13 protein-coding genes are annotated in these 23,924 nt (G+C 68.7%); 7 read left to right on the plus strand and 6 right to left on the minus strand.

Annotated elements, in window-relative coordinates; all coding sequences use genetic code 11:
- Positions 1-38 precede the first annotated feature (38 nt).
- On the minus strand, positions 39-494 hold the full coding sequence (locus J7E89_RS31635; RefSeq protein ID WP_214978270.1) for an ATP-binding protein: 456 nt from the start codon (positions 492-494) through the stop codon (positions 39-41).
- 241 nt (positions 495-735) lie between these two features.
- On the opposite strand from J7E89_RS31635, the gene J7E89_RS31640 reads away from it, so the two are divergent.
- Together J7E89_RS31640 and J7E89_RS31645 are read left to right on the plus strand one after the other, a co-directional pair.
- On the plus strand, positions 736-1,632 hold the full coding sequence (locus J7E89_RS31640; RefSeq protein ID WP_214978272.1) for a helix-turn-helix transcriptional regulator: 897 nt from the start codon (positions 736-738) through the stop codon (positions 1,630-1,632).
- Positions 1,629-1,841, plus strand: coding sequence for a DUF397 domain-containing protein (locus J7E89_RS31645; RefSeq protein WP_214978274.1), 213 nt, complete (start codon positions 1,629-1,631; stop codon positions 1,839-1,841). Before J7E89_RS31640 ends, J7E89_RS31645 begins: the two co-directional genes overlap by 4 nt.
- 71 nt (positions 1,842-1,912) lie before the next feature.
- On the opposite strand, the gene J7E89_RS31650 is transcribed toward J7E89_RS31645, so the two are convergent.
- The 4 genes from J7E89_RS31650 to J7E89_RS31665 form a co-directional block, all read right to left on the minus strand.
- Positions 1,913-6,037 (minus strand): Eco57I restriction-modification methylase domain-containing protein, encoded by a 4,125-nt coding sequence (locus tag J7E89_RS31650; protein ID WP_214978276.1) that lies wholly within the window; start codon positions 6,035-6,037, stop codon positions 1,913-1,915.
- 64 nt (positions 6,038-6,101) lie between these two features.
- Positions 6,102-7,307, minus strand: coding sequence for an SNF2-related protein (locus J7E89_RS31655; protein ID WP_374196934.1), 1,206 nt, complete (start codon positions 7,305-7,307; stop codon positions 6,102-6,104).
- 93 nt (positions 7,308-7,400) lie between these two features.
- On the minus strand, positions 7,401-8,837 hold the full coding sequence (locus J7E89_RS31660; RefSeq protein ID WP_214978277.1) for a serine/threonine-protein kinase: 1,437 nt from the start codon (positions 8,835-8,837) through the stop codon (positions 7,401-7,403).
- Positions 8,838-8,957: 120 nt separating this feature from the next.
- Positions 8,958-9,899 (minus strand): serine/threonine-protein kinase, encoded by a 942-nt coding sequence (locus J7E89_RS31665; RefSeq protein ID WP_214978279.1) that lies wholly within the window; start codon positions 9,897-9,899, stop codon positions 8,958-8,960.
- 172 nt (positions 9,900-10,071) lie between these two features.
- On the opposite strand from J7E89_RS31665, the gene J7E89_RS31670 reads away from it, so the two are divergent.
- Positions 10,072-12,165, plus strand: a complete 2,094-nt coding sequence (locus J7E89_RS31670; protein WP_214978281.1) for an N-6 DNA methylase — start codon at positions 10,072-10,074, stop codon at positions 12,163-12,165.
- A gap of 61 nt (positions 12,166-12,226) precedes the next feature.
- Here J7E89_RS31670 and J7E89_RS31675 read toward each other — a convergent pair whose 3' ends face one another.
- Positions 12,227-13,672 (minus strand): serine/threonine-protein kinase, encoded by a 1,446-nt coding sequence (locus tag J7E89_RS31675; protein ID WP_214978283.1) that lies wholly within the window; start codon positions 13,670-13,672, stop codon positions 12,227-12,229.
- A gap of 243 nt (positions 13,673-13,915) precedes the next feature.
- Here J7E89_RS31675 and J7E89_RS31680 point away from each other — a divergent pair, with 243 nt between their 5' ends.
- From J7E89_RS31680 to J7E89_RS31695, 4 genes are read left to right on the plus strand one after another with little or no spacing between them, the layout of a single operon-like run.
- On the plus strand, positions 13,916-15,646 hold the full coding sequence (locus J7E89_RS31680; protein WP_214978285.1) for a PD-(D/E)XK nuclease family protein: 1,731 nt from the start codon (positions 13,916-13,918) through the stop codon (positions 15,644-15,646).
- Entirely contained in the window at positions 15,643-16,836 is a 1,194-nt protein-coding gene (locus J7E89_RS31685; protein WP_214978287.1) for a hypothetical protein, read from the plus strand. Before J7E89_RS31680 ends, J7E89_RS31685 begins: the two co-directional genes overlap by 4 nt.
- The gene (locus J7E89_RS31690; RefSeq protein ID WP_214978289.1) at positions 16,829-20,494 is read left to right on the plus strand and encodes a hypothetical protein; all 3,666 of its coding nucleotides are present in this window, start codon (positions 16,829-16,831) and stop codon (positions 20,492-20,494) included. The genes J7E89_RS31685 and J7E89_RS31690 overlap by 8 nt, the downstream gene beginning before the upstream one ends.
- Before the next feature lie 35 nt (positions 20,495-20,529).
- Positions 20,530-23,640, plus strand: coding sequence for a pPIWI_RE module domain-containing protein (locus tag J7E89_RS31695; RefSeq protein ID WP_214978291.1), 3,111 nt, complete (start codon positions 20,530-20,532; stop codon positions 23,638-23,640).
- Positions 23,641-23,924 lie beyond the last annotated feature (284 nt).

A 23,924-nucleotide genomic window follows, 5' to 3' on the forward strand; every position in this document is an offset into this window, starting at 1 on the left:
CTGACAATCGACTCCGGAACAGCATGCGGGGCGTTGACTTAGTTCACAAGCTGATTACTGTTGTTCGGGGAGTGGGGCTGTGGGCTGCGGGTCAGTTCGGCCCAGACGGTCTTGGTGCAGTTGTCGCGTACGAACCAGTCCCAGCGGTCGGCGGTCGCGGCGACCAGGAGGAGGCCGCGGCCGGATGTCGTGTACGGGGGAGGGGGTGTGGGGAGCCCGTGCTTGCTGTCGGCGGGGGTGCGCGGGAAGCGGTCGGGGCGGGTGTCGGTGACCTCGACGCGGACGTGGGTGAGGTCGGGTGCGAGGTGGAGGCCGACCTCGAAGTCCCGGCCGGGCGTACGGCCGTGGGTGATCGCGTTCGCCGCGAACTCTGCGAGGACGGTCGCCACGGCACGGGAGAGGTCGCCGGCGGGCGGTGTGCCGTGCTCGGCGAGGTGCTGTACGGCGAGGAGGCGGGCGAGGCGGGCGCCGCGCAGGGTGGAGCTGAACCGCATCCGGAAAAACGGGAGTTGGGCGGTCGAGGGGGGAACCAGGGGTGCGGTGGGGGGAGTTTTACTTCATAGGGTAACTGTCCCGTCACGCGGATAGCCTGACCAGGTCGTCTGTCCGTACCGAATCGGCGGGTGCGGGTGGGGTGTTGGTTTGTACGGGGTGCGGGCCGTGACCTCATGAGGATGGGGCGCGTTGGATTCGGCTCGTACGCGAGCACGGTGCGACAGCGGGAGTGTGAGGCGGATGATCGCGAGGGGCAGCGGGAGCGGCGCGGCGGGTGGCGGCCTTGAGCAACGGAGCCCGCGCGCCCGGCGGGAGCGAGGGAGGGGGCCTGATGACGACCGCCCCGCGATCTGGGTCGGCTACGGCAAGCTGCTGAAGCTGTTCCGGGACAAGGCGGGCCTGAGCCAGGAAGCCCTCGCGGAGGCGGTGGGCTACTCGTACGAGCAGACGGCCTCGATCGAGCAGGGTCGGCGGCCGGCGAAGGCGCGGTTTACGGAGCGGGCGGAGGAAGTGCTGGGGGCTGGTGGGGTGTTGGCGGCGTTGCAGGAGGAGGTGGATCTGGCGCGACTGCCGAGGTTCTTCCGCAACTATGCGGTGCTTGAGGCGGAGGCGCTGAGCTTCTTCTGGTACGGCGGCTATGTCGTCCCTGGCCTGTTGCAGACCGAGGGTTACGCGCGGGCGCTCCTCGGGGCGCACTTCCCGCCCGTGTCCGACGAGTTGCTTGAGGGACGCCTGTCGGCCCGGATGGACAGGCAGCGGCTGCTTGACCGGCAGGAACCTCCGGTTGTGGCGACGTTCTTGATCGAGGAAGTGGTACTGCATCGGCCGGTGGGTGGAGCTGTGGTGATGAAGCGCCAGTTCCAGCAACTCCTGGAGCGGGGCGGCGAGCGCAACATCCAGATTCAGATCGTGCCCACCGCTCTCGGGGCGCATCCGGGCCTCAACGGGTCGATGGTGCTCCTTGAAACAGCGGAGCGGAAGCAGGTGGCCTATGTGGAGTCGCAGGACATCGGGATGGTCGTCTCGGAGCCGGATAAGGTCAGTGACCTCTGGCTGCGCTATGGGATGCTGCGGTCGCAGGCCCTCAACATCGGCGAGTCTGCGCGCCTGATCGAACGCGTCATGGGAGAGCTATGAGCAACAACCAGTCCCCGCATGGCACTTCGGACCTGAAGTGGTTCAAGAGCAGCTACAGCGGCACCGGCGGAGGTGAGTGCGTGGAGGTGGCCACCGCCGAGAGCGCGGTGTACGTCCGCGACTCGAAGCGCGGGTGGGGCCCGGTGCTGAGTGTCGCGGCGGGGGAGTGGGCGGAGTTCGTGCGGTTCGCGAGTGGGCGAGTCATCTGACCAGGCGGCCTCTGTGGGTGCCCTCCGCCGGGAAGCCGGGTGGAGGGCAAGGGCACACCCACGTTGGCGGCTCAGAAGATGGTGTCGCCAATGGTGAAGAGGCCGCCGTCGTCGAAGCCTTGGGCGGCGATAGGCTGCGCGCCACGCTCGGCTCGGGCATTGGCGGAGGCGGGCGGCATGTCGGGGTGCTGCTTCGGCTTCTTGTGCTTGCCGAGGAAGACCTCGTCCGCGTACGCCTGGTGGTTCAGCTGGCGAAGGCGGTCGATGATCTCGGTGCGTGCGAGCAGACCGATGGTGTAGCGAGTGCCCTGGTCGGTCTCGTGGAAGCCGTGATCGAGCGGGAAGCTGAGGTGGGTGGGACCGGCCGGGGGTGTCTGGCCAGTCGGATCGAGGAGATCATGCCAGCCGTAGGCGGCGACGGTAGAGCGGTCGATCTCCTCGTGGATGGCGCGGAGTTCAGCGATGTCGGGATCATCGCATTTGTGGTCGTGGACGAGGTTGTAGGTGGCGGTCAGGCCGATATTGCGACGGAGCATCAGCTCGCGACGAAAGTCGTCGAGTCGAACGCCTGTCGAGCGGAGGTCATCCGTCATCGGCGGACGGATCAGCGTCTCGAAGACGTCGGACGGGCTGTAGTTAAGGTCGGCCTTCATCGTTGAGCTGCGATCGAGCGCCCACCAGTAGTGAGGAGCGCTGCTGAGAAATGCAAGTAGGGCGAAGTCGTTCGAAGCGAACACGGCAAGCTTGTGGGAGAATACCGACCCGGTTGGAACTCTTGCTGGCATCACGACTTTACTCACCAGGGCCATGGTGATGCAGTTTTGAAGTGGGGAAATCGCTTTGCGCATTCCGGGCGCCAGCTTCTCGTACTGCCACCATTTTTCGCGCACGGATTTTTTATCGTCTTTAAGGGTATCGCGATGCGGCTTCACGAGCATGCGAACTCTTTCGAGTGCTGCAGGGAATCGTTCCGCTTCATGGAGAGGCCAGTTGTGGAAGTCAACGATCTTCCGGCTGGCTTGTAGGGTCGGGCTGTTGTTGAGGTCGTGACCGTTAAGGTAGTCGAACAGGACGGCAGATGACTCCGGCGATTCGTTTAGAATCCGCATCGCTTCGTCTTCACTCATCGCAAACCCGATCCCGTTTACGAAGTTCCCGATGAAGGCTACCCCGCTGCTTCCCTTTAGCGCCTCGGCCCACGAGGCCATTCTTGTGGCCGGGTTGAGTGAGGTCGAGATGCCCAGCGGGACTACTACGTCACCGATCACACGCTCGGCCGCTGTCGATACTTTGCGTCGAGTCGTCCATACTGCGCAATATTCCAATACTGCCGAACTGGACGGCCATGGCTTACTCTTGACCGCCCGTCGAATTTCTGCACCCTGGCTGACCAGTTGATCCAATCCTACTTCTCTAGTGTCGCCTTGTGCCAGGGTGTTGGTGGCAATAAGTCCGCTTTGCCCGTCAGGGTTAAGTAGTGCGTGTGCTTGGAGTTCGAAATAAGCAACCAAGTCTGCATTTCCGCGCTTTCCGTTGGCAAGGTAGTCGACCAAGAATTCGCGGTATGCTTCCCCCATTGCTGCTGTGATCTTCTTGCCGCCCAGGAACGGCGGGTTCCCCACCACCGCGTCAAATCCGCCCCGGTCCACGAACACTTCCGGGAACACCAACGGCCAGTGCACCGGCTCCCGTTCGAGCCCGCCCTCCGGGAGCTCGCTCGCCAGCCATTCCCGCGCCTTCTCCTGCGCGGCCTCCACGAACTCCCCGAGCCCGCTCCCCTCGCCCGCGCCCTCCGCCCCCAGCTCGGCTGCGACCTCCGCCGCCGTCGGAAAGAGGTCCCGCAGTCGCTCCCCACCCTCGTACCACTCGGTCCGTCCCGAGGCGCAGGTCGCGAGTGCCGCGCCCGACAGCAGGTCGCCGATCAGCCGCAGTCGGGCCGTGTGCCGCACGACCTCGCCCAGCAGCTTCCGCTTTTCGCTGAGGGCCTTGATCCCGTCGCCCGCGATCTCGATGATGGCCTTGCGTTCGCGGGCGACAGCTTTGACACGTTGTTCCGCGTCGGCCATCGAGGCGATCAGGTCGCCCTTGCCCACGTCGAGATGGACCGCCTTCAACTGCTCCAGGCTCGTCACCCCGAGCAGCGAGTCCCCCGCGATCAGGCGGTCGTCGAGGAAGGTGAACGGCCGGGTGGGGTCCATGGAGACCAGCCACAGCGACAGCTTGGCCATCTCGACGGCCATTGGGTTGATGTCCACCCCGTACAGGCAGTGCTCGATGATCTGGCGGCGGGCCTCGATGACGATCGGGTCGGACTCGGCGTCCACGGCCGTGCGTGCGTCGACCTGGCGGCCGGCCCGGTAGCGGATCGCGGCCTCGTACCGTTCGTGGTTCTCGTCCCGCTCCCACGCCTCGATGAGGCGGTCCGCGAGGTAGCGGCAGGCGGCGACGAGGAAGGCCGCCGAGCCCATCGCGATGTCGGCGACCTTCAACTCAAGGATTCGGCCGTGGGACTTGGGGCGCCATTCGCTGCGTTCGGCGGTCTGGAGCGGGCCCAGCTCGTAGACCAGGGGCTCCAGGGCGTGCTTCACGACGTTCTCGGCGAGCGAGCGCGGCGTGTAGTGGGTGCCGGTGTTCTTGCGGAGCGCGGACTCCGTCACGTACAGGCGTCCGGCCGGGATGACCAGGGGCAGCCCGCGCAGGTCCATGCGCAGCAGCCGGAAGAACGGCAGTAGGCGCTCAGTGAGCCCGCGGTCCTTGCAAGCGGCGAAGAGCTTGTGGTCGGCGGCCTCGCGCTCGGCGCCGGTCAGTGGGGCGAGCAGCTTCTCAATGGTCGGCGGCTTGCCGATACCGGGCTTCGGTTCCTTGTACGCCTCGCAGACCAGCCTGGCCAGTTTTTTCACGTCGCCGCGACTCTCGGAGGCCATCAACTCTAGCTCCCGCAGCGGAACTTCGTGTTCTCGGCCGACTGGGCCGATCAGGCCCACGACCTCCTCCGTCGCGCGCTCACCACCGTAGGAGAGGAGGCCCTCGTATACGTAACCGATCTGCTCGACGCTCAGCGCGCGGAAGCTCAGCGTGCGGCTCTCGCGCTTGTTGCCCTTACCGACCTGGACCTCCTGGACGGCCTGGAGCATGTGCAGGACGGTGAGGTCGTCGATGGGCAGTGGGGCAGTGTCGGATTCGAGCCAGGGGTAAGTGGTGGGGTCGAAGATCGAGCCGTCGTAGGCGGGGAGCGACAGTTCGGGGTGGTCGACGCCGCCGTGCACGGCGTGGAACAGCGCGATCAGCCGGTGCCAGGCGGAGGTGGTGTGCTCCAGCGAGCCCTTGCCTTCGGCGTCCGACCGGGACTTGAGCTCGGTGCGCAGGAAGCGGGCCGAGTAGGCGTGGGCGTAGACCTCGTTGTCGGCGGGGAGCAGTCCGCACTCCTCGGCGAAGAGGAGGAAGACGACGCGCATCATGACGGCGACCGAGCCGCGGTAGACCTCGCTGGCGCTGACGCCGTCGGCGTACAGGCCGGGCGCGCCCCGATTCATGGCGCGGGCGTCCGCGCGGCCGATGGCGTCGACGAGGAGTTCGACGGCCTGGCGGACCTGGACGCCGAGCGCGTTGGTGACTTCCTCACCCGCCTCCAGGCTTTCGCGGAGCAGGCCGGGAAGGGTCTCGGCCTCGGCGTACTGGAAGAAGCGGGAGCGGCGCAGGAGCGAGACCCAGGCGCGTACGACATTGCGGTCGGCGGAGTCGTTCCAGGTGACGGAGTCGAAGACGGCGGTGGTGGTGACGCCGCCGACCGGGGCCCAGACCAGGCACCACCAGCGGCCGTCGGTGGCCAGGCCGAGCGGGACGCCGTGGTGGCGGCACAGGCGGGCGAGCCGGTCGGCAGGGGTTGCCGACCAGGCACCGCCGCCCGCGCCGCTGTCGCGGACGGTGGGCACGGTGCCGGCGGGCAGGACCATGCCGAGCAGGCGTACGTGCTTGGCCGCGGTCGCCGTGTCCGGCTCGGTGAGCGGGTCGGTGCCGGGGTCGGTGAGGCAGAAGTCGGCGCGCAGCGTCGCGTCGTGTTCGGGGACGTGGGCAGTGAAGCGGTCCAGGAGCCGCTCGGCCGCCTCATCCGTCTCGCCGGTCCGCAGCGTCAGCGCGTCGCCCCATTCGAGGAGGTCGCGCAGGAGGTGGGCGATCCAGGCGCCCTGGCCTGCCACGGGGTCGGACTGCCAGTCGGCGTGGTGGGCGCGCAGGCGGTCGAACTGGGCGCGCTCGGGGGTATCAGGTGATGCGCTTCTTGCGTAGGGCGGCGAAGTCGGCCAGGAGGGTGTGGATCTCGCGTTCGCGGTCGGTGTACTCGACCTCCAGCTCCTCGGTGCGCCGGGTACGGAACTGAGGGGTGCCATCGGGCCGGGTGACCCTGGACTTCAGCCGGCGCACGACCGTCTCGTCCCGGGCCGCCTTGTCCGGCTCGACACCGCGGACAAACTTCTGGTTGTCGATGAGTTCGAGGAGCGCGGTGTACGACTCGGGGTATCCGTTGTGCGGGGTGGCGGAGAGGAAGAGCCGGTGCTCGAAGTGGGGCGCGAGGCGGCGGATCAGCTTGGTCTGCTGGGAGTCGACGGCGTACACCTGCTTGGGGGCGGCGGGGGCCACATGGTGGGCCTCGTCGAGGACCAGCAGGTCGAAGAAGCGGCGGTCCGGGCCCGTACCGGCGTTGTCGTCCGGGGAGTCGGGCGGCAGTACCTCGTCGAGCAGACGCTGGGCCTTCGGGCGGCGCAGCCAGGGCAGCGAGACGATGGTCAGCGGGTGGATGCGGAACGGGTTGGCGGCCGTGCCGTGCGTACGGCGGAGCGTGGCGCAGTGCTGGGAGTCGACGATGGTGAAGTCCAGGCCGAACTTCTCAGCCATCTCGTCGCGCCACTTCAGGGTCAGACCGGCGGGGCAGACCACCATGACGCGGCGGGCCCGTCCCCGCAGGAGAAGCTCCTGGACGACCAGGCCGGCCTCGATGGTCTTGCCGAGACCGACGTCGTCGGCGAGCAAGAGGTTCACACGCGGGGCGCCGACGGCACGGGAGACCGGCTCCAGCTGGTAGGGCTCCACGGCGACGCCGGAGCGGAACGGCGCCTGGAGGTTCTTCGCGTCGGCCGAGGCGACCGCCGACCAGCGCACCGCGTCGAGGAAGGCGGCGAGCCGGGACGGTGGGTCGAAGCGGCCGGTGGAGGCGTCGGGGAGGGAGCCGGCAGGGAGGATGCGGCGGCCCGGCTCGACCTCCCAGATCACCGAGAGGGTGTCGCCGAAGCGGCCGTCGGCGACGGACTGGAGATGCACGAGGGTGGCGGGGGCGCGGTCCCCGGAGGCCGGGGAGGGATCGACGCTCACGACGGCCCAGCTCTGGCCGCGGACCTCGACGAGAGCGCCGGGCTCGGGAAGCGCCGAGGTGGAGGCGATGGTGCGGCGGGGTGTGGGTGCGGTCTGCGTCATCGGTGGGTGGCCTTCTTCGGAACCTCGGCGTAGGACGTCGAGCCTACGCAATGCGGTGAAAGCGGACGTAAGGGGGCGGGGGGCGGGGAGGGCTCAGGCGGGTGGCTGGTGCGTGCGCTGCGCGGCGAGCTGGAGCCGGGCCAGGCGAGCGATCAGGCCGTCAAGGTCGGTGATCTTGGGATCGTCCGGACGGCGAGATTGGAGATCGGCCCGGAGGAGAACAGCGGCCTCCACGGCTTCGGAGTACCGCCCGCACTGCCCCAGCGCCGATACCAGATTGAGACGGACGCTCAGCACGCCGTCGTCGACCGGCCCGTAGAGCTCCACCAGGCGGGAGGCGAGTGAGCTGTACAGGGTCCGGGCCTGGTTCGCCTGGCCGAGCTTGAGCAGGCACGCTCCGATGGCCTTCTGGTAGAAGACGGCCAAGTGTTCCGGCGCGTGCGGATCCTCGGCGAGCTCTTCGGCGAGGTCGCGGTAGCCGGCGTACGCCCGTACGTAGTCCTCTGCTTCGTAGTACGACCTGCATCGTTCGAGGTCCTCAGCCACGTGGTACGGACTGTCCCGTTCGAGGTTTCGCCGTTCCGTCTCCCGCGCGTGCGGGTTCCGCTCGGCTGCCGTGGCACGTGTAGGAACCTCGTTCGCTGCCCGGACCGGCTGCCGGGGCAGTATCACCGCCGCCGCGCTGGTGGCCGCCCCCGCCGCCCTCCGTAGATCGCGCACCGCGGCCACGACCTCCTCTGCCGACGGGCGCTCCGCTGGCTCCTTCGCCAGCATCCGCATCACCAGAGCGGCCAGCTCGGTCGGCGTCTCCGGACGCAGCTCGACGACCGGCGCGGGCTGTTCGTGCACATGCAGGTAGGCGACCACGAGGGGCGTGGCCGCGGTGAACGGCGGCCGACCGGTGAGGATCTCGTACAGGACGCAGCCCAGGGCGTAGATGTCGCTGCGATCGGTGGCGGGCTTCCCCAGAGCCTGCTCGGGCGAGATGAAGCCGGGCGTGCCGGGGACCCCGCCGGTGTGGGTCAGACGCGGCTCGGCCGGCGAAGGGGTGAGGGCGGCAGCGATTCCGAAGTCGAGGACCTTGACCCTGCCGGAGGGGGTGAGCATCAGGTTGGACGGCTTGAGATCGCGGTGGACGAGCCCGGAGCGGTGAGCGCGGACGAGTACAGCGGCGATCTGCCCCGCGATCGAGAGGGCCTGGTCGACGGGGCAACTGCCGTGCTCCCTGAGGAGCGCGGTGAGAGTCCGCCCCTCGACGAGCTCCATGACCAGATACAGCCTGCCGTCGGGGAGTTTGCCCACGTCGTGGATCTCGGGGACACCGGAGTGCTGCAGCCGGGCGGTGTAGCGGGCCTCGCGACGGAAGCGTTCCTCCAGGAGGGTGGGGGTGCTGTGCTGCCCGGTGGGGGCCAGGAATTTCAGTGCGATCTGCCGGTCGAGGCTGTGGTCATGGGCGGCCCACACCTCGCCCATGCCGCCGCGGCCGAGCCGGCCGGTCAACTCGTAACGTCCCAGAATTTTCTCGTCCATGCCCCGTCCCCGCGTCCCCTGTATTCGGTGCGACCGGGCCCCGGCCGCCCCCTGCGTACTCTCGGCGACCCCGCGCCCTCGCAGCCCCTGTTCCGGCATCCTGCCATTCTGCCCTCGCCGTCATACGAGGTACGGCCCCTGGGGCAGTGCGAACGGACGCCGGGGATCCTCGGTGCCGTAGGCGTCGAGCGCCTGCGCGGCGCCGCACCGGGACTCGGGAAGATAGGGGCCGAGGGCGGCGTACACCTCGCGGGCCGATGCCGGCCGGTCCTTGCGATCAGCGGCAAGGAGCGCGTCGATCAGGTTCTGGAGGCTGGGTGGGACTGCGACCCCAAGCGTGGCGAGCGGAGGCGGAGGACCGGCCAGACGGCCTCGGAGCTGGACGACGGGAGGCTCCGTACCGAAGGGCGTCGAGCCCGCCAGCATGTGATGGAGCAGACAGCCGACGCTGTACAGGTCGCTGCGGGCGTCGAGACTCCCGGAGCCCGTGAGCAGCTCCGGGGAGGCATAGCGAAAGTTGCCCGGCGACTCCCCGCTCGCGGTGAGGCGGGCTCCTTGCTCCGTCATGTGCTTCACCAGGCCGAAGTCGAGGATCTTCACCACCCCGTCGCGCCGCACCATGACGTTCTCCGGCTTCAGGTCGCGGTGCACCAGACCGGCCGTGTGCGCGGCCGAAAGCCCCGAACAGATCTGGGCGGCGACTGCGGCCGCCGACTCCGTGTCGAGACGCTCCCGCTCGTCGAGGACGATGCCCAGGGTTGCGCCGTCGATCAACTGCATCACCAGCCAGCACAGTTCGCTGGTGATGTCGGCGTCGTACACCGTGGCGACATTGACGTGGTCGAGCGCTGCTGCGGCCTTCGCCTCGCGCTCGAACCGGAGCTTGAGCCGCGAGCGGTCGGCGGGATCGTCGAGCACTGCGGAGGCGAGGGTCTTCACCGCCACCGGGCGCAGTAGATGCTCGTCGATGCCGCGCCAGACCTGGCCCATGGAGCCATGACCCAGCGGCTTCTCAAGGCGGTAGCGCTCGCCGAAGACGGTTCCACGCCCGATGGGTTCCATGATCGATCCTCCTGGGACGTCAGTGTAGAGGCGGCGCGGACAGGAGAAAGCTCGATCGACGAAACAGCTGTGAACTCTGTCAATGATTGGCTTTGTTAGGGGAGGCTGAGCTACGGTGATGGCGTCCCGTGCCGGGCCCGTCCGCACCTCGACCATCCGCTCGGAGAACCACATGGCAGAGCCCATCGACGCGCCCGTAACCCTGGCGGGGATCGCACGCATCGCGGGTGTCGGCAGGGCGGCGGTGAGCAACTGGCGACGCCGTCATGACTCGTTCCCGACGCCGGTCGGAGGGACGGACGCCAGTCCGCTCTTCTCCCTTGACGACGTCGAACGATGGCTCCACGCCCAGGGGAAGATCGAGCGGGTCGGAATGCGCGAGCGGCTGTGGCCGCGCTACGAGGCGCTGGGAGACCGTGCGGTCATGGGTGCTGCGCTCGCGGAAGCCGGCGGCCGCTTGCTTGCTGCGGAAGGCGTGGACTGGGCCATGCCCGGTCTGTCGTCCCTTCCGGAAGCGGCCGTCCGTGTGGTGGATGCGACGGTCGAGGCTGCGCACCATGAAGGCAACCGAGAGACCTTCGACTTTCTGTTGGCGCGCTGGCTCGATGCGCATGTGCGGCAGATCAGCACCACCCCGGTTCCACTTGCCCGGCTGATGGTGGACATCGCTGCTGCAGTCGGGGCCGGCGAGCCGGGGGAAGAGGCTGCGTGGACGACCGTCCTCGACCCTGCATGCGGTGTCGGTGGGCTGCTCCTGGCCGCCAGCGAGCACATGGGAGAGCGAGGTGTGGAGGCCGGCTCCCTCGCTCCGGCGCTCCTCGGGACCGATCTCGACCCGACCCTCGCCGTACTGGCGGCGGCCCGGCTGGGCTTCGCGCGCGTGGGCGGGAGCGGGGCGAGCGCGGAGATCCGGACAGGAGACTCGCTACGCGCCGACCCGAACGGTGCCGTACGGGCCGATGTCGTCCTGTGTAACCCGCCGTTCAACGCACGCGACTGGGGTCACGAGGAACTGGCCACAGACCCCCGCTGGATCTACGGACTGCCGCCGAGGACCGAGCCCGAACTCGCCTGGGTCGAGCACGCGTTGGCGCGCCTGGCACCCGGTGGCGTGGCCGTACTCCTGTTGCCGCCGGCGGTGGCCTCCCGGCGTGCGGGCAGGCGTATCCGCGGGGCGCTGCTGCGCACCGGCGCGCTGCGGGGTGTCGTCGCGCTGCCAGCCGGCGCCGCGCAACCGCACAGCGTCTCGCTTCAGTTGTGGATTCTCCGGGCGCCCGCCTCCGAGGGCGGGACGGCTCCGGGCGAGCGCCTGTTTCTGCTCGACGCGGCGACCTCGCATGGTGCGGTCCGGGGAGCTCAGGGCATTGACTGGCCGCGACTGAGCGGTCAGGTCCTCGACGCGGTACAGGCCCACTCCTGGTCCGGGGAACGGCGGCCGGGAGCAGAGGAGCGGTTGCCCGAAAGGTGCGTCACCGTCCCCGTCATGGACCTGCTCGACGAGCAGACGGATCTCACACCAGCGCGCTATGTCCCGGAGGCGGCCACGGAGGCCCAGGACAAGCTCCATGAATCCTGGGGACACCTCGACGGTCTGCTCGACGAAGTGCGAGGTCGCTCACGCACCCTCGCAGCGATCGATCTGTCGGCGGGCGGCGACGCCGCATCCACGGTTACGGTCTCGGACCTGGACCGCGCCCGGGCGCTCAGGCTGCGGCAGGGACAGACACTTCCCGGTGAGCTGCTGCACGGCGACGCACTGCCGCATGGTGCGGTCCCGGTCCTGAGTGTTCCCGACCTGGTCTTGGGAGAGGGGCCTGGCGGCTGGCTCGCCGGGGCCGAGGTGGAGAGCGGTGCCGGAACCGGCACGCTCACCGTGGCCGAGCCCGGGGACGTCGTTGTGGTGGGCGTCGAGCGGGCCTATCGCGTGTGGGTGCAGGCGGACACGCCTCTGGTGCTCGGTCCCCAGCTCTACGCGCTGCGCCCGGACCCTGACATGCTCGATCCCTGGTTCCTCGCGGGCTGCCTGCGCGCTCCGGCGAACGCGCGGCAGGCTGGTTCCCACACCTCCAGTTCGGCCCGCATCGACGTACGTAAATTGCAGGTGCTCCAGCTCTCCCTCGATGAACAGCGGCCGTACGCCGAGGCCTTCAAGGAACTGCTCGCACTTGAGGAGTCGCTCCGCTCCGTCGTGGCGGTGGGCGAGGACCTACTCCGGGGCCTCGGGGACGGGCTCGCGGCGGGAAGGCTGCACCGATCGCGCCGGTGAGCCTGCCGGTGCCGCGTCATCCCGGCGAGTGCGGCGGGGCGCCCGCCCCCGATCGTCCCCTCTATGCCTCGTAGCCCAGCTCGTCGAGCTCGATACCTACCTCGTGGCATCGCTCGACCAGCACCTCGGCGCGCGAGCCGGTGGTGCGGGGCAGCTCTTCGAGCACCATGTCCCGCGCCGCTGCCGCAGGGAGCAGGTCACCGAAGGGAATACGGCACTCCGCCGCGCCGAGCGTGCCCTCCAGATAGTCGGCCAGATCATCTGGGTCCGCACTGCCCTCCATCCGCAGGGCCAGATCCTCGTAGAGCGCGATTGCCTCTTTGCAACGCCCTGCGATGCGCATGCCGTTCGCGGCCACGCGGAGGGCCGCTCGGACCCGTGGGTCGGAAGCCCCCCAGTCCCGGCGGGCGGCCGGCAGCAGCTCCAGCAGCCTGTCCACCGCGCTCGCGGGCTCGCCGGCATCGATCTCGGTTTCGGCCTCGGAGGTGACCTCCTGAAACGCCCTGCGGCTGAGGAATCCGGAGGCGCGATGCCTCCTGTTCGGCCTGGTCGCGGGCGGCGGTGCCGCGGGTGCGGCGGGCAGGTCGTACTCGTCCGGCAGACGCAACGGACGCGTAGGGTCCGGCTCAAGGCGGGGCGAAGGGGCGGCGTCCCCCGGTTGGGGCGCGTGCTTCCGCAGCACCTCCGCGACCGTGCGGGCGTCCATGGGGCGGTCCTCCGGCTCTTTCGCCAGCAACTTCAGGACGAGTGCTTCCAGTTCCGCCGGGATGTGCCCGATGTGGCAGGTCGGCGGGATCGGAGCATCGTTGACGTGCTGGTGCTTCAAGCCGTCCCCGGAGAAAGGCGGGTGGCCGGTCAGCAGGTGGTAGAGGACGCAGCCCAGTGCGTACAGGTCGGTCCGCGGGGTGATCTGACGCTCCAGGATCTGCTCCGGGGCCTCGTACCCCCTGCTGCCCACGGTGGAACCGTGCTGCGTGTAGTCCGTGACGCCGGGCCAGAGCGGCTTGGCGATGCCGAAGTCGATGAGGACGACCACACCGTGCGCATCGATGATCAAGTTGTACGGCTTGAGGTCGCGGTGCACGACCGGGAGGTCATGGGCGCAGGCCAGCGCCTCGGCGATCTGGACCCCGATGGCTGCGGCGACCGCGATAGTCGGCGTGTACTGGTCCAGGAAGAGGTGCAGGGGCTTGCCGTCGACGAAGCGCATCACGAGGTAGGGCTCGGAGGCGTGGGTGCCCTGGTCGTACAGCTCGGGAATGCTCCTGTTGCGCAGGCGTCCGAGAAGCGCGCCCTCGCGCCGGAAGCGGCCGCGCATACGCCTCAGCTCGTCGAGCGCCTCGTCCTCGTCCAGTGAGTCCAGGAGATCGCCGGTCGTGCGCAGGCACTTGACGGCTACCAGCCTCCCGTCCCGCAGGTCTTCCGCCTGCCAGACCACGGCCATGCCGCCGCTGCCCAGGTGCTTGAGCAGCCTGTAACGGCCGCCCAGCACATCGTCCTTCTTCATGCCCGCCCCTTGCCTCTGAAGCGTCCCGCGTCCGTCACGCAGGCAAGGCGTGGCGGTGACAGGTTTCCGGTTCCGCCGGACCGTTGCGTGGCGGATGCGCCCCAGTGTAAAGCGAGCACCGTTCAATTCGTGCATAGACTGAGTTCACAGGAACATGTGTCATGCTGGAGTCGTCGAGAACCCGGCGAGGCGCTCTGGGCCGTGTCGCGTCGGGCTGCCCTGTCGTACCGCTTGGAGGAGACCATGAGTACCTGGCTGCATCCCGCCGGAACCAGCGGTGACATCAAGCTGGTGCGCACGAACCTCGGTGCGGCGCGGCTCGATCCTCGGGACTGTTCGGCAAAGCGCAGTAGCGACGCCCGCCCGATGCTGATCGCGGATCCCGAACCCCCCGAACTCGCCGAAAAATTCCAGGACTTCACTCTCAAGGTTTTCATGGACGCGCTCGACCTCATTGAACACGGCCCCAAGGATCCGGAGCAGGTGATCGGAGAACTCTGGCGTACGAAGGGAACGTTCGGGCTCTATCGCCGTCCCGTGGCGCACCCTCTTCTGCTGTCCTGGTCGGCAGCGGCGGTTCGGCGCTACCTGGCGGCCCGAGCCGCGGACCAGCATGCCCGCCTGGCCGCCGGCCTGCCGCTCACTGTTCCGGTCCGTGACAACTGGGTGGTCGGCAAGGGGCCTGGGCCGGTGGACGCCCGGGGTGTGGACACCTATGAGATGACCGCCTGGGGACGCCGATACGCAGCCCGCGACGGCTCCACCCGGGACCTGTGGCTGCTGACTTTCGGCGCCGCCAAGGACAATCGGCCCGAGGGGGAGAAGGCCGTGGCCGCGTACGTAGCTGCCCGGGGGCGGCCGGCGGTCGACGGCTGGCGCAAGCGGCACACACCGGTCCCGCTCGATAGGTTCGACGAGCCGGAGCGTTACCGCACCGTTCAGCCCGCGCAGGTCAGGGTCTTCGAATTCGGCTGTGGAGATGGCAAACACAAGGAACTGCTCGACTGGAACGGGCAACAGGCGCGGCAGCATTTCACGGGGGAGGGGTGGCCTGCGCTCCTCCATGCCATCGACGGCACCGGGACCCGCCCCGGTAGCGGTTGCGTCGACTGCAAGGCGATGGCCGGATGCAACGCCCTCCCGCACGCCCCGGAACTGCTGCGAATCACGCCGCCGGAGCCCCGGCGGCCGCGGCGCAGCGTCTCGATCAGCGATCTGCGTGCCCACCGGGACTGCCCGGCGAAATACCACGCGACCAGGCAGCTCAAGTTGCGCTCCTCGCAACCCGAGAGCCCGGAAGTGCGGCGGGGCCGCGTAGTCGACGACGTCCTGAACCAACGGCACGGCAGTACGCCCTACCAGAGCTGTAAGGCGCTCCTCGGCCCAGCGGACCCGGCGTCCTGGGGCGCGGGCCGCCTCCATCTGACCGGCAAGGAAGCGCTCGACGGTGCCGCCATGCTCGAACAACACGCCTTCTACTGCCCGTTGGACGGCCTTGCCGCGGAGGAAGAAGTGCGAGTCCAGTATCAGGCGGTCTGTTACGACTCTGAACTGGATCTCGTGCTGATAGCCACCCCCGATCTGCTCCACACCCGTCGCGGGGGCTGGATCTGGCGGGAGACCAAAACCGCGAGCAGGTATCTCTACGAAGGGGAGGCGCTGTTGAAGCGCTATCCCCAGCTGGCACTCGGCGTGCTGATGCTGGCCGCCGGCGTCCTGGGCGGTGACGTGGCGCGCTCCAGGGTGGAGCTGGAACTACTGCACACCGACGACGTGACCTTCGAGGAGCTGGACCCCTCGCACCCGCGAACCGTCGACGAAGCGAGAGAAGTGATCGCGCAACTCGCCCAGCCCTGGGCCCAGGACCAGGACTACCCGGCCACACCAGGCCGGCACTGCGGCGGCTGCGAAGCCCTCGAATGGTGCCACCCGGGCCTCGAACATCTGGCCACGACGGAGCAGGAGCCCCGATGACCATCGCAACTGATGCTTCCGCCGCCCGGAGCGGCGACTGGCTCGAATTTCCCGACGTACGACTCGTCCGTACGCTGGCCGGCGCGGTGATCCAGCTCGCCGACCTCGGGCCGCTTTCCTCCTTCAGGCTTCCCTACCCGGCCGAGGCCCAGCGCGCCCTGGACCGGACCGTCCTCGCCTGCCTCCTCAGGGGCGTCGAGGAGATCCCCCGCAGCCTTCCGGAACTCCTCTTCTGGTGCCACAGCCGTCCCCTTGAGGACTGGCCCCTCGACCTGCCGCCGGATGCCTTCGGGCCGGATGACTACCTGGTGGACCCCGAGGCGCTGGTACCCACCCAGCTGTGCCACGAGTGGTGGATCAGGGGCAAGGACGCCGGTGCCGCGCAATTCGACCGGGAGGTCATCCACGCAGCGATGCGCCTGTGCCGCCGGGCGTCGTCGCCCGAGTCGTACGTGGCCTTCCGCAGGCTCCTCGTGGAACGTCCGGTGCTCACCGGAGTGGAACGGTTCGAGGCCGAGACCGACCTGTTCCTCGCCCCTGTGCAAGAGCTCCTGGATCAGTGCTACGCGCCGGTCCCGGCCTCCTACGAAAGCGAGGGCGCCTACATCACCTGCGGTCGCTGCCTGACCCTGCTCACCCCAGTCGCGGGCGGCGCATCATGGTGGTGCGAACGCGACCGATGCCGACGCCGAGGCGCGCCGCCGCACGGGCGGACCCTGGCCGGCGCGGACGCGGCCGGGCTGCTTCAACTCATGCGGCCACTCAGGCAGTTTGTCACCAGCCCCGGACGCGCGGAGGTCGAGCTGGAGGCCAGGCTGAGCGCGCTCGGACTCGAAGTCCAGCTCTGGCCCGGCTTCGACGCCTACGACCTGCGCGTGATCTTCCCCGACGGGCACGTCTGGGCCATCGACGTCAAGGACTGGAAACATCCCGGTCTGCTCGGCCGTGCCGCGAAACCCGTTCGCCCAGAGCCGCCCTATGACGAGTCATGCTGGGTGGTCCCCCGAGAACAGGCCGAAGCCCATCGCGACTACCTCGGCACCTACCGGCGAAACCGGCCTGCCACGGCCGAGGGCCTGCCCTTGCTCACCAACGACCGGCTCGTCGCACTCGCCACCGCCCGGCTCCTAGGAGCAGGCGGCCCTCACCTGACGGACTCCGCACCGACGAACGGATCCTCCCGTGCGTAACAGCAGCGAGTGGTACCAGCCACTGGCCAAAGCCCTGGAGCCGGTATGGCCCCAGGAACTTCACGATGTGAGCCCCTCCCTGCTCTGCCAGGTGGAACTCGGCCTCTACCTGATGGAGAGCCTCGATCCGTCCCTCGACGCCCGAGGTGTCTACACCCTGCTGGGCGGATACCCCTTCGCTGCGGCCGCGGGGATCGTGACCACGCCGGCCCAGCGTGACCGGCTGGACGTGGCGCGCCACCTGCTGTGGAAGTTGCGTCGTCGCCGCATGTGGCACCAGTGCCTGGAGACGTATGGGCAGGTGCCCGAACGGCTCCGCGGATACCGACTGCCCGAGGAGGGAGTACCGGCGCGGAGAGTTGAACCGACGGTCGCGGGCGACCGCTTCGGCCGGTTCGAGCGTGCGCTCTCCAGGCTTCCGGACTTCGACCAGCGCCAGCTGCAGCTCGCACCGGCAGGCCAGGCCCGGTTCACTGAGCGGCACCGGCCGGCTTCCGTGACCATCCTTGACGAGTTGTGCTTTCCACCGGCCACCGGTCATGACCTGAGCCGGGTCCCGGACACCGCAGGGCGGCCGCTGGACGTCCCCCTGGCTGAACTCGCCGACACAGCACGCTGGATGGAGGCGGTGGAGGCCGCTCGCGGTCTCCCCTCCGGTCATTGGGTGCGACGCCTGGAGGACCTGCAGCTCGATGTCCTGTCCGTCGACGGACTGCGCTTCGAAGGGTCGCTGGTGCTGAGCCTGGACCGGTTGCTCCACCTGGTCGGCATGGTGGGCGCGGGGAAGAGCACCCTGATGAACCTCATCGCCGTCTGGGGCGCGCGCAAGGGGTTGCGTACCACTCTGGTCGTCGGTGACGTCGCCGAACAGCTCACCCTGGTAGGTCAGTTCAGGGACCTGGGGCTGACAGCTGCCCCTGTCATCGGCGGCACGACCCGCGAGCAGCACGCGTCCCGGCTGCACCGCCGACTCGCCGCACGTGGCCAAGCCTCACTGCTCCAGCACGATGATCCGGCCTTCGACGACCTGAGTACGGTGTGTGTCCTCGACGCGCAGCGCGGACTGGAAGCGTCCGAACCTCTGCGTTACGTCGACGCCCCCTGCACGGAACTGCGCCCAGTCAAGAAGCCCCGTCCGACCGCTGTCGAGGACATCCCGATGCCCGTGTACCGGCATGACGAATCCGGGAGGCTGGAGGAGGGTGCGGGGGCAATGGAGTTGGAGGCTTCCCGGTCCGACCACGGCTGTCCGGTGTGGAGCGTCTGCCCCCGGCACGCGACCGACCGAGAGCTGGTCGATGCGCTGATCTGGGTGGCCAACCCGGCCAGCCTGCTGCAAAGCGCTGTCCCGCACCACCTCAACGCAGAACGTCTGCGGCATCTCGAACTCGCCTGCCTGCGGAGCGACATCGTCATCGTCGACGAGGCGGACCGCGTACAGATACAGCTCGATACCGCCTTCGCCCCATCGGCGACGCTGATCGTGCGCGGCCCGGATTCCTGGCTCGACCGGCTCGACATCCACAAGATCGGTGAATTGGCCCGACAGGGCCGTCTTCCCCTGTCGGCACGCGATGTCGAGCGCTGGTCGGCCTCCCTGGATCTCGTCTCTACCGCTGCCAATCGCCTCTACCGCAGGCTGATCACTGAGGACGACCTCCGTGCGTGGGCGGACATCGAGTACTTCAGTGCCTGGACCCTCCAGGAGAAGTTGATCAATGAGTGGTACCCGCGTCCGCGCGCCGATGGATCCCTCCTCGATGGAGCCTCCTCCGATACCGAGGTGTACGACTCCGACGGAGAGTCCGAGGGCATCGACTCCACGCCGCGTACCCCGGGCACGGAGGCGTGGGACGCACGCCGCAGCGAAGTGACCAAGGCACTCGATGCCTTCCGCGACGACCCGCTCGGTGATCGTGGCCCGCACAGTGAACTCACCGACGCTCTGATTCGCAGGGCGGGAGACCTTCTGTACAACCTTGACCAGTCGGCGACCAGCCAGCGGGTGCGCTCTGTCCTCGACGTGCTGCTGATCGGTTCTCCCGTCATGGACGGTTCACTGTGTCAAGAGGCGCCTGGGCCGGGGAAACCCGACCGAGACCCCGTGGACACCTGGGGGACCGAGCCCTGGCTGGAACGGGCGACTCGGCGCCTGGAGTTCACCTTGGTGCTGGCCGCACTGCATCAGCGCCTCGAACGAGTCACCTTCCTGTGGCCGCAGGCCGAGGCGGCCCTCCACCTGGACTCCGCCGATAACGAACTCTCCCGCAGGCCGCCCCTCGACTATGCGCCGGTCGTGCCGGAGGCCCCCATGGGGAACGTCCTCGGATTCCAGTATCTGCCCGAAGACCCGGAGCGAGGGCCGGAAGGCGACGAACAGCGCAGCGGCACCCTCCGCTTCTTCCGGTGCGCCGGCGTCGGCCGTGAACTCCTGCTCAACCTTCCCGCGTTGGGGTCTGACCCCGCAGCGGGCCGACCCGGACCACATGTACTGCTCATGTCCGGAACCAGCTGGGCCGGGACATCGACCCGCGCGCACGTCATGGCGCCGGTCAAGGCGATCCTCAAACCCCACCAGGCCGCCGTCGACTCCATCCGGCAGACCCGCTTCAGCACGCTGTTCCTCTACGACGGCGAAGGAACCCCGCTCACCCTCTCCGGGGCCAAACTCGACACCAGAGAACGGGTTCTGTCGCAGATGGTCACCCAACTCGGGAAGTCGGCCCCGGGCAGCACATCGCTCCTGGACCGGGAACTGAGGCAGATTGAGGACGGCGGACGCCGCCGGGCGCTCCTCCTGGTCGGCAGTTACCACGATGCCAGGACTGCCGCCGACCTCCTTGAACGCATGCCCCGTTGGCGCGGGAAGGTCCGCGTCCTCGCTTCCGACAAGGCGGAGCTGGACCACTCCGGTCCTGGCGACACGGCCACGGACGGCTTCACCAGCGCCTCCGCCGTACGACGAGGTGATCTGGCGGCCTTTGCCAAGGACGACGACGCCGAAGTCCTGGTCGCCCCTCTGATGGCGATCGAGCGCGGTCACAACATTCTCAACGACAGCCACAAGGCGGCCTTCGGGACCGTGCTCTTCCTCGCCCGGCCCCACCCGCGCCCCGACGACCTTTCGCTGGCTGTCTTCGCCGTCAACGACTGGGTCACCAGGTTCGTCCGCGACCAGCCGGGCCCCGAGGCGGGAACCTTCGGCAAGCTGGTGGCCGACGCGACGGACCTTGATGCCGCCGGGCTCGCCTTCCGCCTCGAATCCCGGAAGGAATGGCGTCGGCTGCTGTCCCGGCGCTACATCTACTCCCGGCTCGGCGACGCGGAGAAGACCTCCTTCGCCTGGGACCAACTCGTCACCATCTGGCAGGTCATCGGCCGTCTGGTACGAGGCGGAGTGCCGGCGCGCGTTGTGTTCGTCGACGCGGCTTTCGCCCCGGCCCTCGCCGAGGCCGGGGCCCCGCCCGCCGCAGCGACCCGGAGCGGACGCAGGCGCACCGAAGACGGCCTGCTCATCAAGCTCCGGGATGTCCTCGCGCCCTACTTCGATGAGGATGCTGTACCCGAATCGTTCCCCAACCCCGCTGACCCCGCCCTGGTGCGCACGCTCTACCACCCGCTCTACGACGCCCTGTGCGGCCTGAGCACCGGAAACTGACCCGCCGACAGAATGCAAGGAGACCGTGAAGTCCCATGGCCGCCAAATACCGTGACACCAGCCGCGCCGCCTACCTCCTGAAGCCCGATGCCGCCCCCTGGACCGCCTCGTACCACGCACTGTCCTTTCCCGAGCAGTGGCACGAGAGTGTCCTGGAGCTCTGCAACCTCGGCCGCGACCCTGAAGCCGACCCCTACCGTGCCGCGCCCGTTGCCCGCTTCAACGGAGTGCTGCAGAGTCTTGCCCCCGATCTGATCGTCCGGGGACGCCCCCGTTACCCCGTCCAGCAGGCCGAGGACTTCTGGCTCTACGCTCCGCACGACGCCCCTCACCCCCTGCCCGGTGACACCCTTGACCGGCTCAACGGCTCCTGGCTCCAGGACATCCGTCCCGAGCCCGAGCACCACCGCGCCGTCCTGGACACGCACATGGCACTGCGGTCCGGCCCGCCGCAGTGGCAGGACATCACCGTCGACCTGCTCGGCTGCCCCACGACCGACGGCGGAACAGCCGCGCCGCGCGACCGTCAGTTTCAACTCGCGACCGATGCCCTGGCTCGGCGCATTCTCGCTCTCGGCCCGTACGAACACAGCGCCGGCAGCCTGCACTTCCGCGCTGTGCCGCGAGGACCGCGCCAGCAGGGGGCGGAGCTCCTCTCGCAGCCTCTCTCACATGTGGTCAAGGGGCGCGAATGGTGGTTCTCCATCGTGATCAACATTTCGCTCCATACCGTCCCCCTCGACCCGCGCCCGCGTCTCCACCTGCACACCGGAGTGCGCCGCTGGGCGACGCGCCTCGATGCGAAGAAGCAGCGGCTGCGGCTGCCGTATGGCCGCGACACCTCTGTCTATCTGCTGCCGGGCATCCCCTGGCTGCCCGGAACGCCCACCAGCGACCGCTATGCGGTGGCACGTCTGACCTGGGATCGCGGCACTCAGGACTACGCGTGGAAGAACAACGGACCCGCCCAGATCCTCGGCAGGCTGGCGCTCAACCGCCCCTTCCCCGACCCGGTCAGCCTGCTCGCCGAACCCGAGGCGTGGATCGGTGACGGGGCCAGCACCCGTGCCTCGGTCGTTCACAGCACACATATGGGTGCTCATGGCATCGGTGCCGGTCTCATGTCGCACCAGCGTTCTCAGATCGTCGAATGGGCCGAACAAGCGCTGCCCGAGCAGATGCGCCGGATCCCCTCCCTCAGCCGGGCGAGCGTCGGCAGCAGTGCCCCCGCCAACGCGCGGCCCAAGCCCAAGGCGATGGAGAAGGCGGCCGAGGCGGAACGCGAAGCGTTGGCCCGCCGGACCGCACTCGCGGTGGCAGCCAGGATCAACGAGGGTCAGGACCCCGCCGAGGCGATCAAGCGCACGGGAGCCACGAGCCTCGTTGAAGCGCGACTGTTGTGGCAGAGCCCATCGTTCCGGGATGCGGCCATCGAGGCCCTCGTCGATGTCCTCGGGCTGGACGGCGACGGCAGCCCTCCAGAGTCCGACACCGCCGAGAAGACATACGAACTGGCCGCGCCCGGAAGCCCGGTCATCCTCGAATGGAAGTCCCCGGAACTCACTCTGCGCCTACGGTGCCTGCGCACCACAGGCGGAATCACCGACACCCTGGGCATCGATCCCACAGCACGACCGAGGGGCAAAGCCCTCGAAGCCGGCATCAACACACGGCGGAAGGCGGCCGCGGCATTCCTCGCCGAAGACGGAGCCGACCCGCTCCACCCCGGCTTCGCACTCGTGGAGATCGACCGCCGACAGGACTTCGCCCACCGCCTGGACGACCCCAAGTACGCGCTCCGGCTGGGATGCGCGGACGCGGGCGTGCTGACGCAGTTCGCGCTCGTCCCCAAGAAGGCCAAGGGGCACAACACCGAGAAGAACCTCTCGCACCGGGTCCATTCGGGATGGGAGGATGCCCTGCGTCAGTACGGCGTCCGTGTCCTGCCCGAAGACACGCTGGGCGAGGCGCTTCCCGAGGACCTGCGCTACGTCGCCACGTACATGGTCAAGCGACGCAAGGACGGCCCCACACGGCTTCCCCGCCACACGCCGGTGGCCGTCATGGTCACGCCGCTCGCGCCGGGAAGCGGTCTGGCAGCGGTCACCGGCTGGGACGAGCAGACGGGACGCTGGATCCCCTATCCCCATTTCCTGCTCGGCCTGGTCAAGACAGCCGAAATCCCGGAGGTGAGTGAACCCACGGAGTCCGAGACGGGGACGGTCCTGGACACCGATGCCGCCGCCTTCGTACCCCGACAGCGCTCGAAGTACCGCGTCTGGCAGCAGACCATGGACGAGCAGCGCAGGGCCACCGCTCGCTATCTTCAGAAGATGGTCCGCTCTCTTCGCGGGCGGCCCACCGCCCTGCTGACCCACTCTCAGAACAGTCGGTCGCACTGGCCCTGGCTCCAGGACGGCCGAACCGAACGAGACCTGATCAAGACGGGGCACGCGCAGCCGGTGGGGCTCGACCCCGACCTTCGGCTGATCCGTGTACGCACCGCAGCCGGTCGGGAGACCCCCCAGTGGTGGGGCAACGCTGCTCCCGGCGAGGTCAACGGTCTGCCCCAGGGGCTCTGGGTGGAAGGCGAAGACGCAGCCCAGTCCTCAGGGCGGATCTTCTACAGCACCACTCCCAAAGCGAGTACCTTCCGGGACTCCGCCGTCGAGGCCGACAAGATCGCTCCCCGCCCTCTGCGGCAGGGGCCCAACAAGGGCAATCCGACCGTCGACACGCACATTCCCGCCTGGAACCCCGGGCTGGTGGAGATCGCGGTCCTCGGCTGCCACCCGGACACCGGCGACTCGCCCGAAGCCCTTGCTCTCGCGGTACATCAGCTTCGCCAGGCTCCCGACTATATGGACGCGCTCTCGCTGCCGCTGCCCCTGCACCTGGCGGGCCTCGCCCAGCACTACGTACTACCGATGGTCGCCGACGGCGAGAACGAAGTTGAGGATTCACCCCCGGAGGAGTTGGCTGCTATTGAGGTGGAGAACAGCCCCGAGGGACAGCGTGTAGCGGAGGCGCTGGGCGTGATCACAGAGGCCGCGGACACCGAACCGGCAGATGTGGACCCGGAATACGCGGAGGAGCCTGGTCTCACACAGGCACCGGAGGACGAGCAGCTCACCCTGTTCTCGTGAGGGAACAGGCACAGAGGGAGAGGAAGGGCCGGATGCCACCGAGGGTAAGCGCCGTCGTGCAGTTGGCCTCTGGGGTCGTGGAGGCCGTACCAGACCGGGGCTGCATGCCTATCGCGGCGTCGGCCGGCCTGCGGTTGCGTGGCGGCGGCGGATCTTGAACAGGGTGGTCACGTCGCCGACGAGGCGGTCGGTTGCATGCCAGGTGCGCCAGCCCGGGTCGGTGAGCCTCGACTTCTGGGTGGGGGTGGTGCCGTTGCGGTGGTTCTAGAAGGCTCGTGAAGATC

The sequence above is a fragment of the Streptomyces sp. ISL-100 genome (genome assembly GCF_018614615.1).
Classification (GTDB): domain Bacteria; phylum Actinomycetota; class Actinomycetes; order Streptomycetales; family Streptomycetaceae; genus Streptomyces.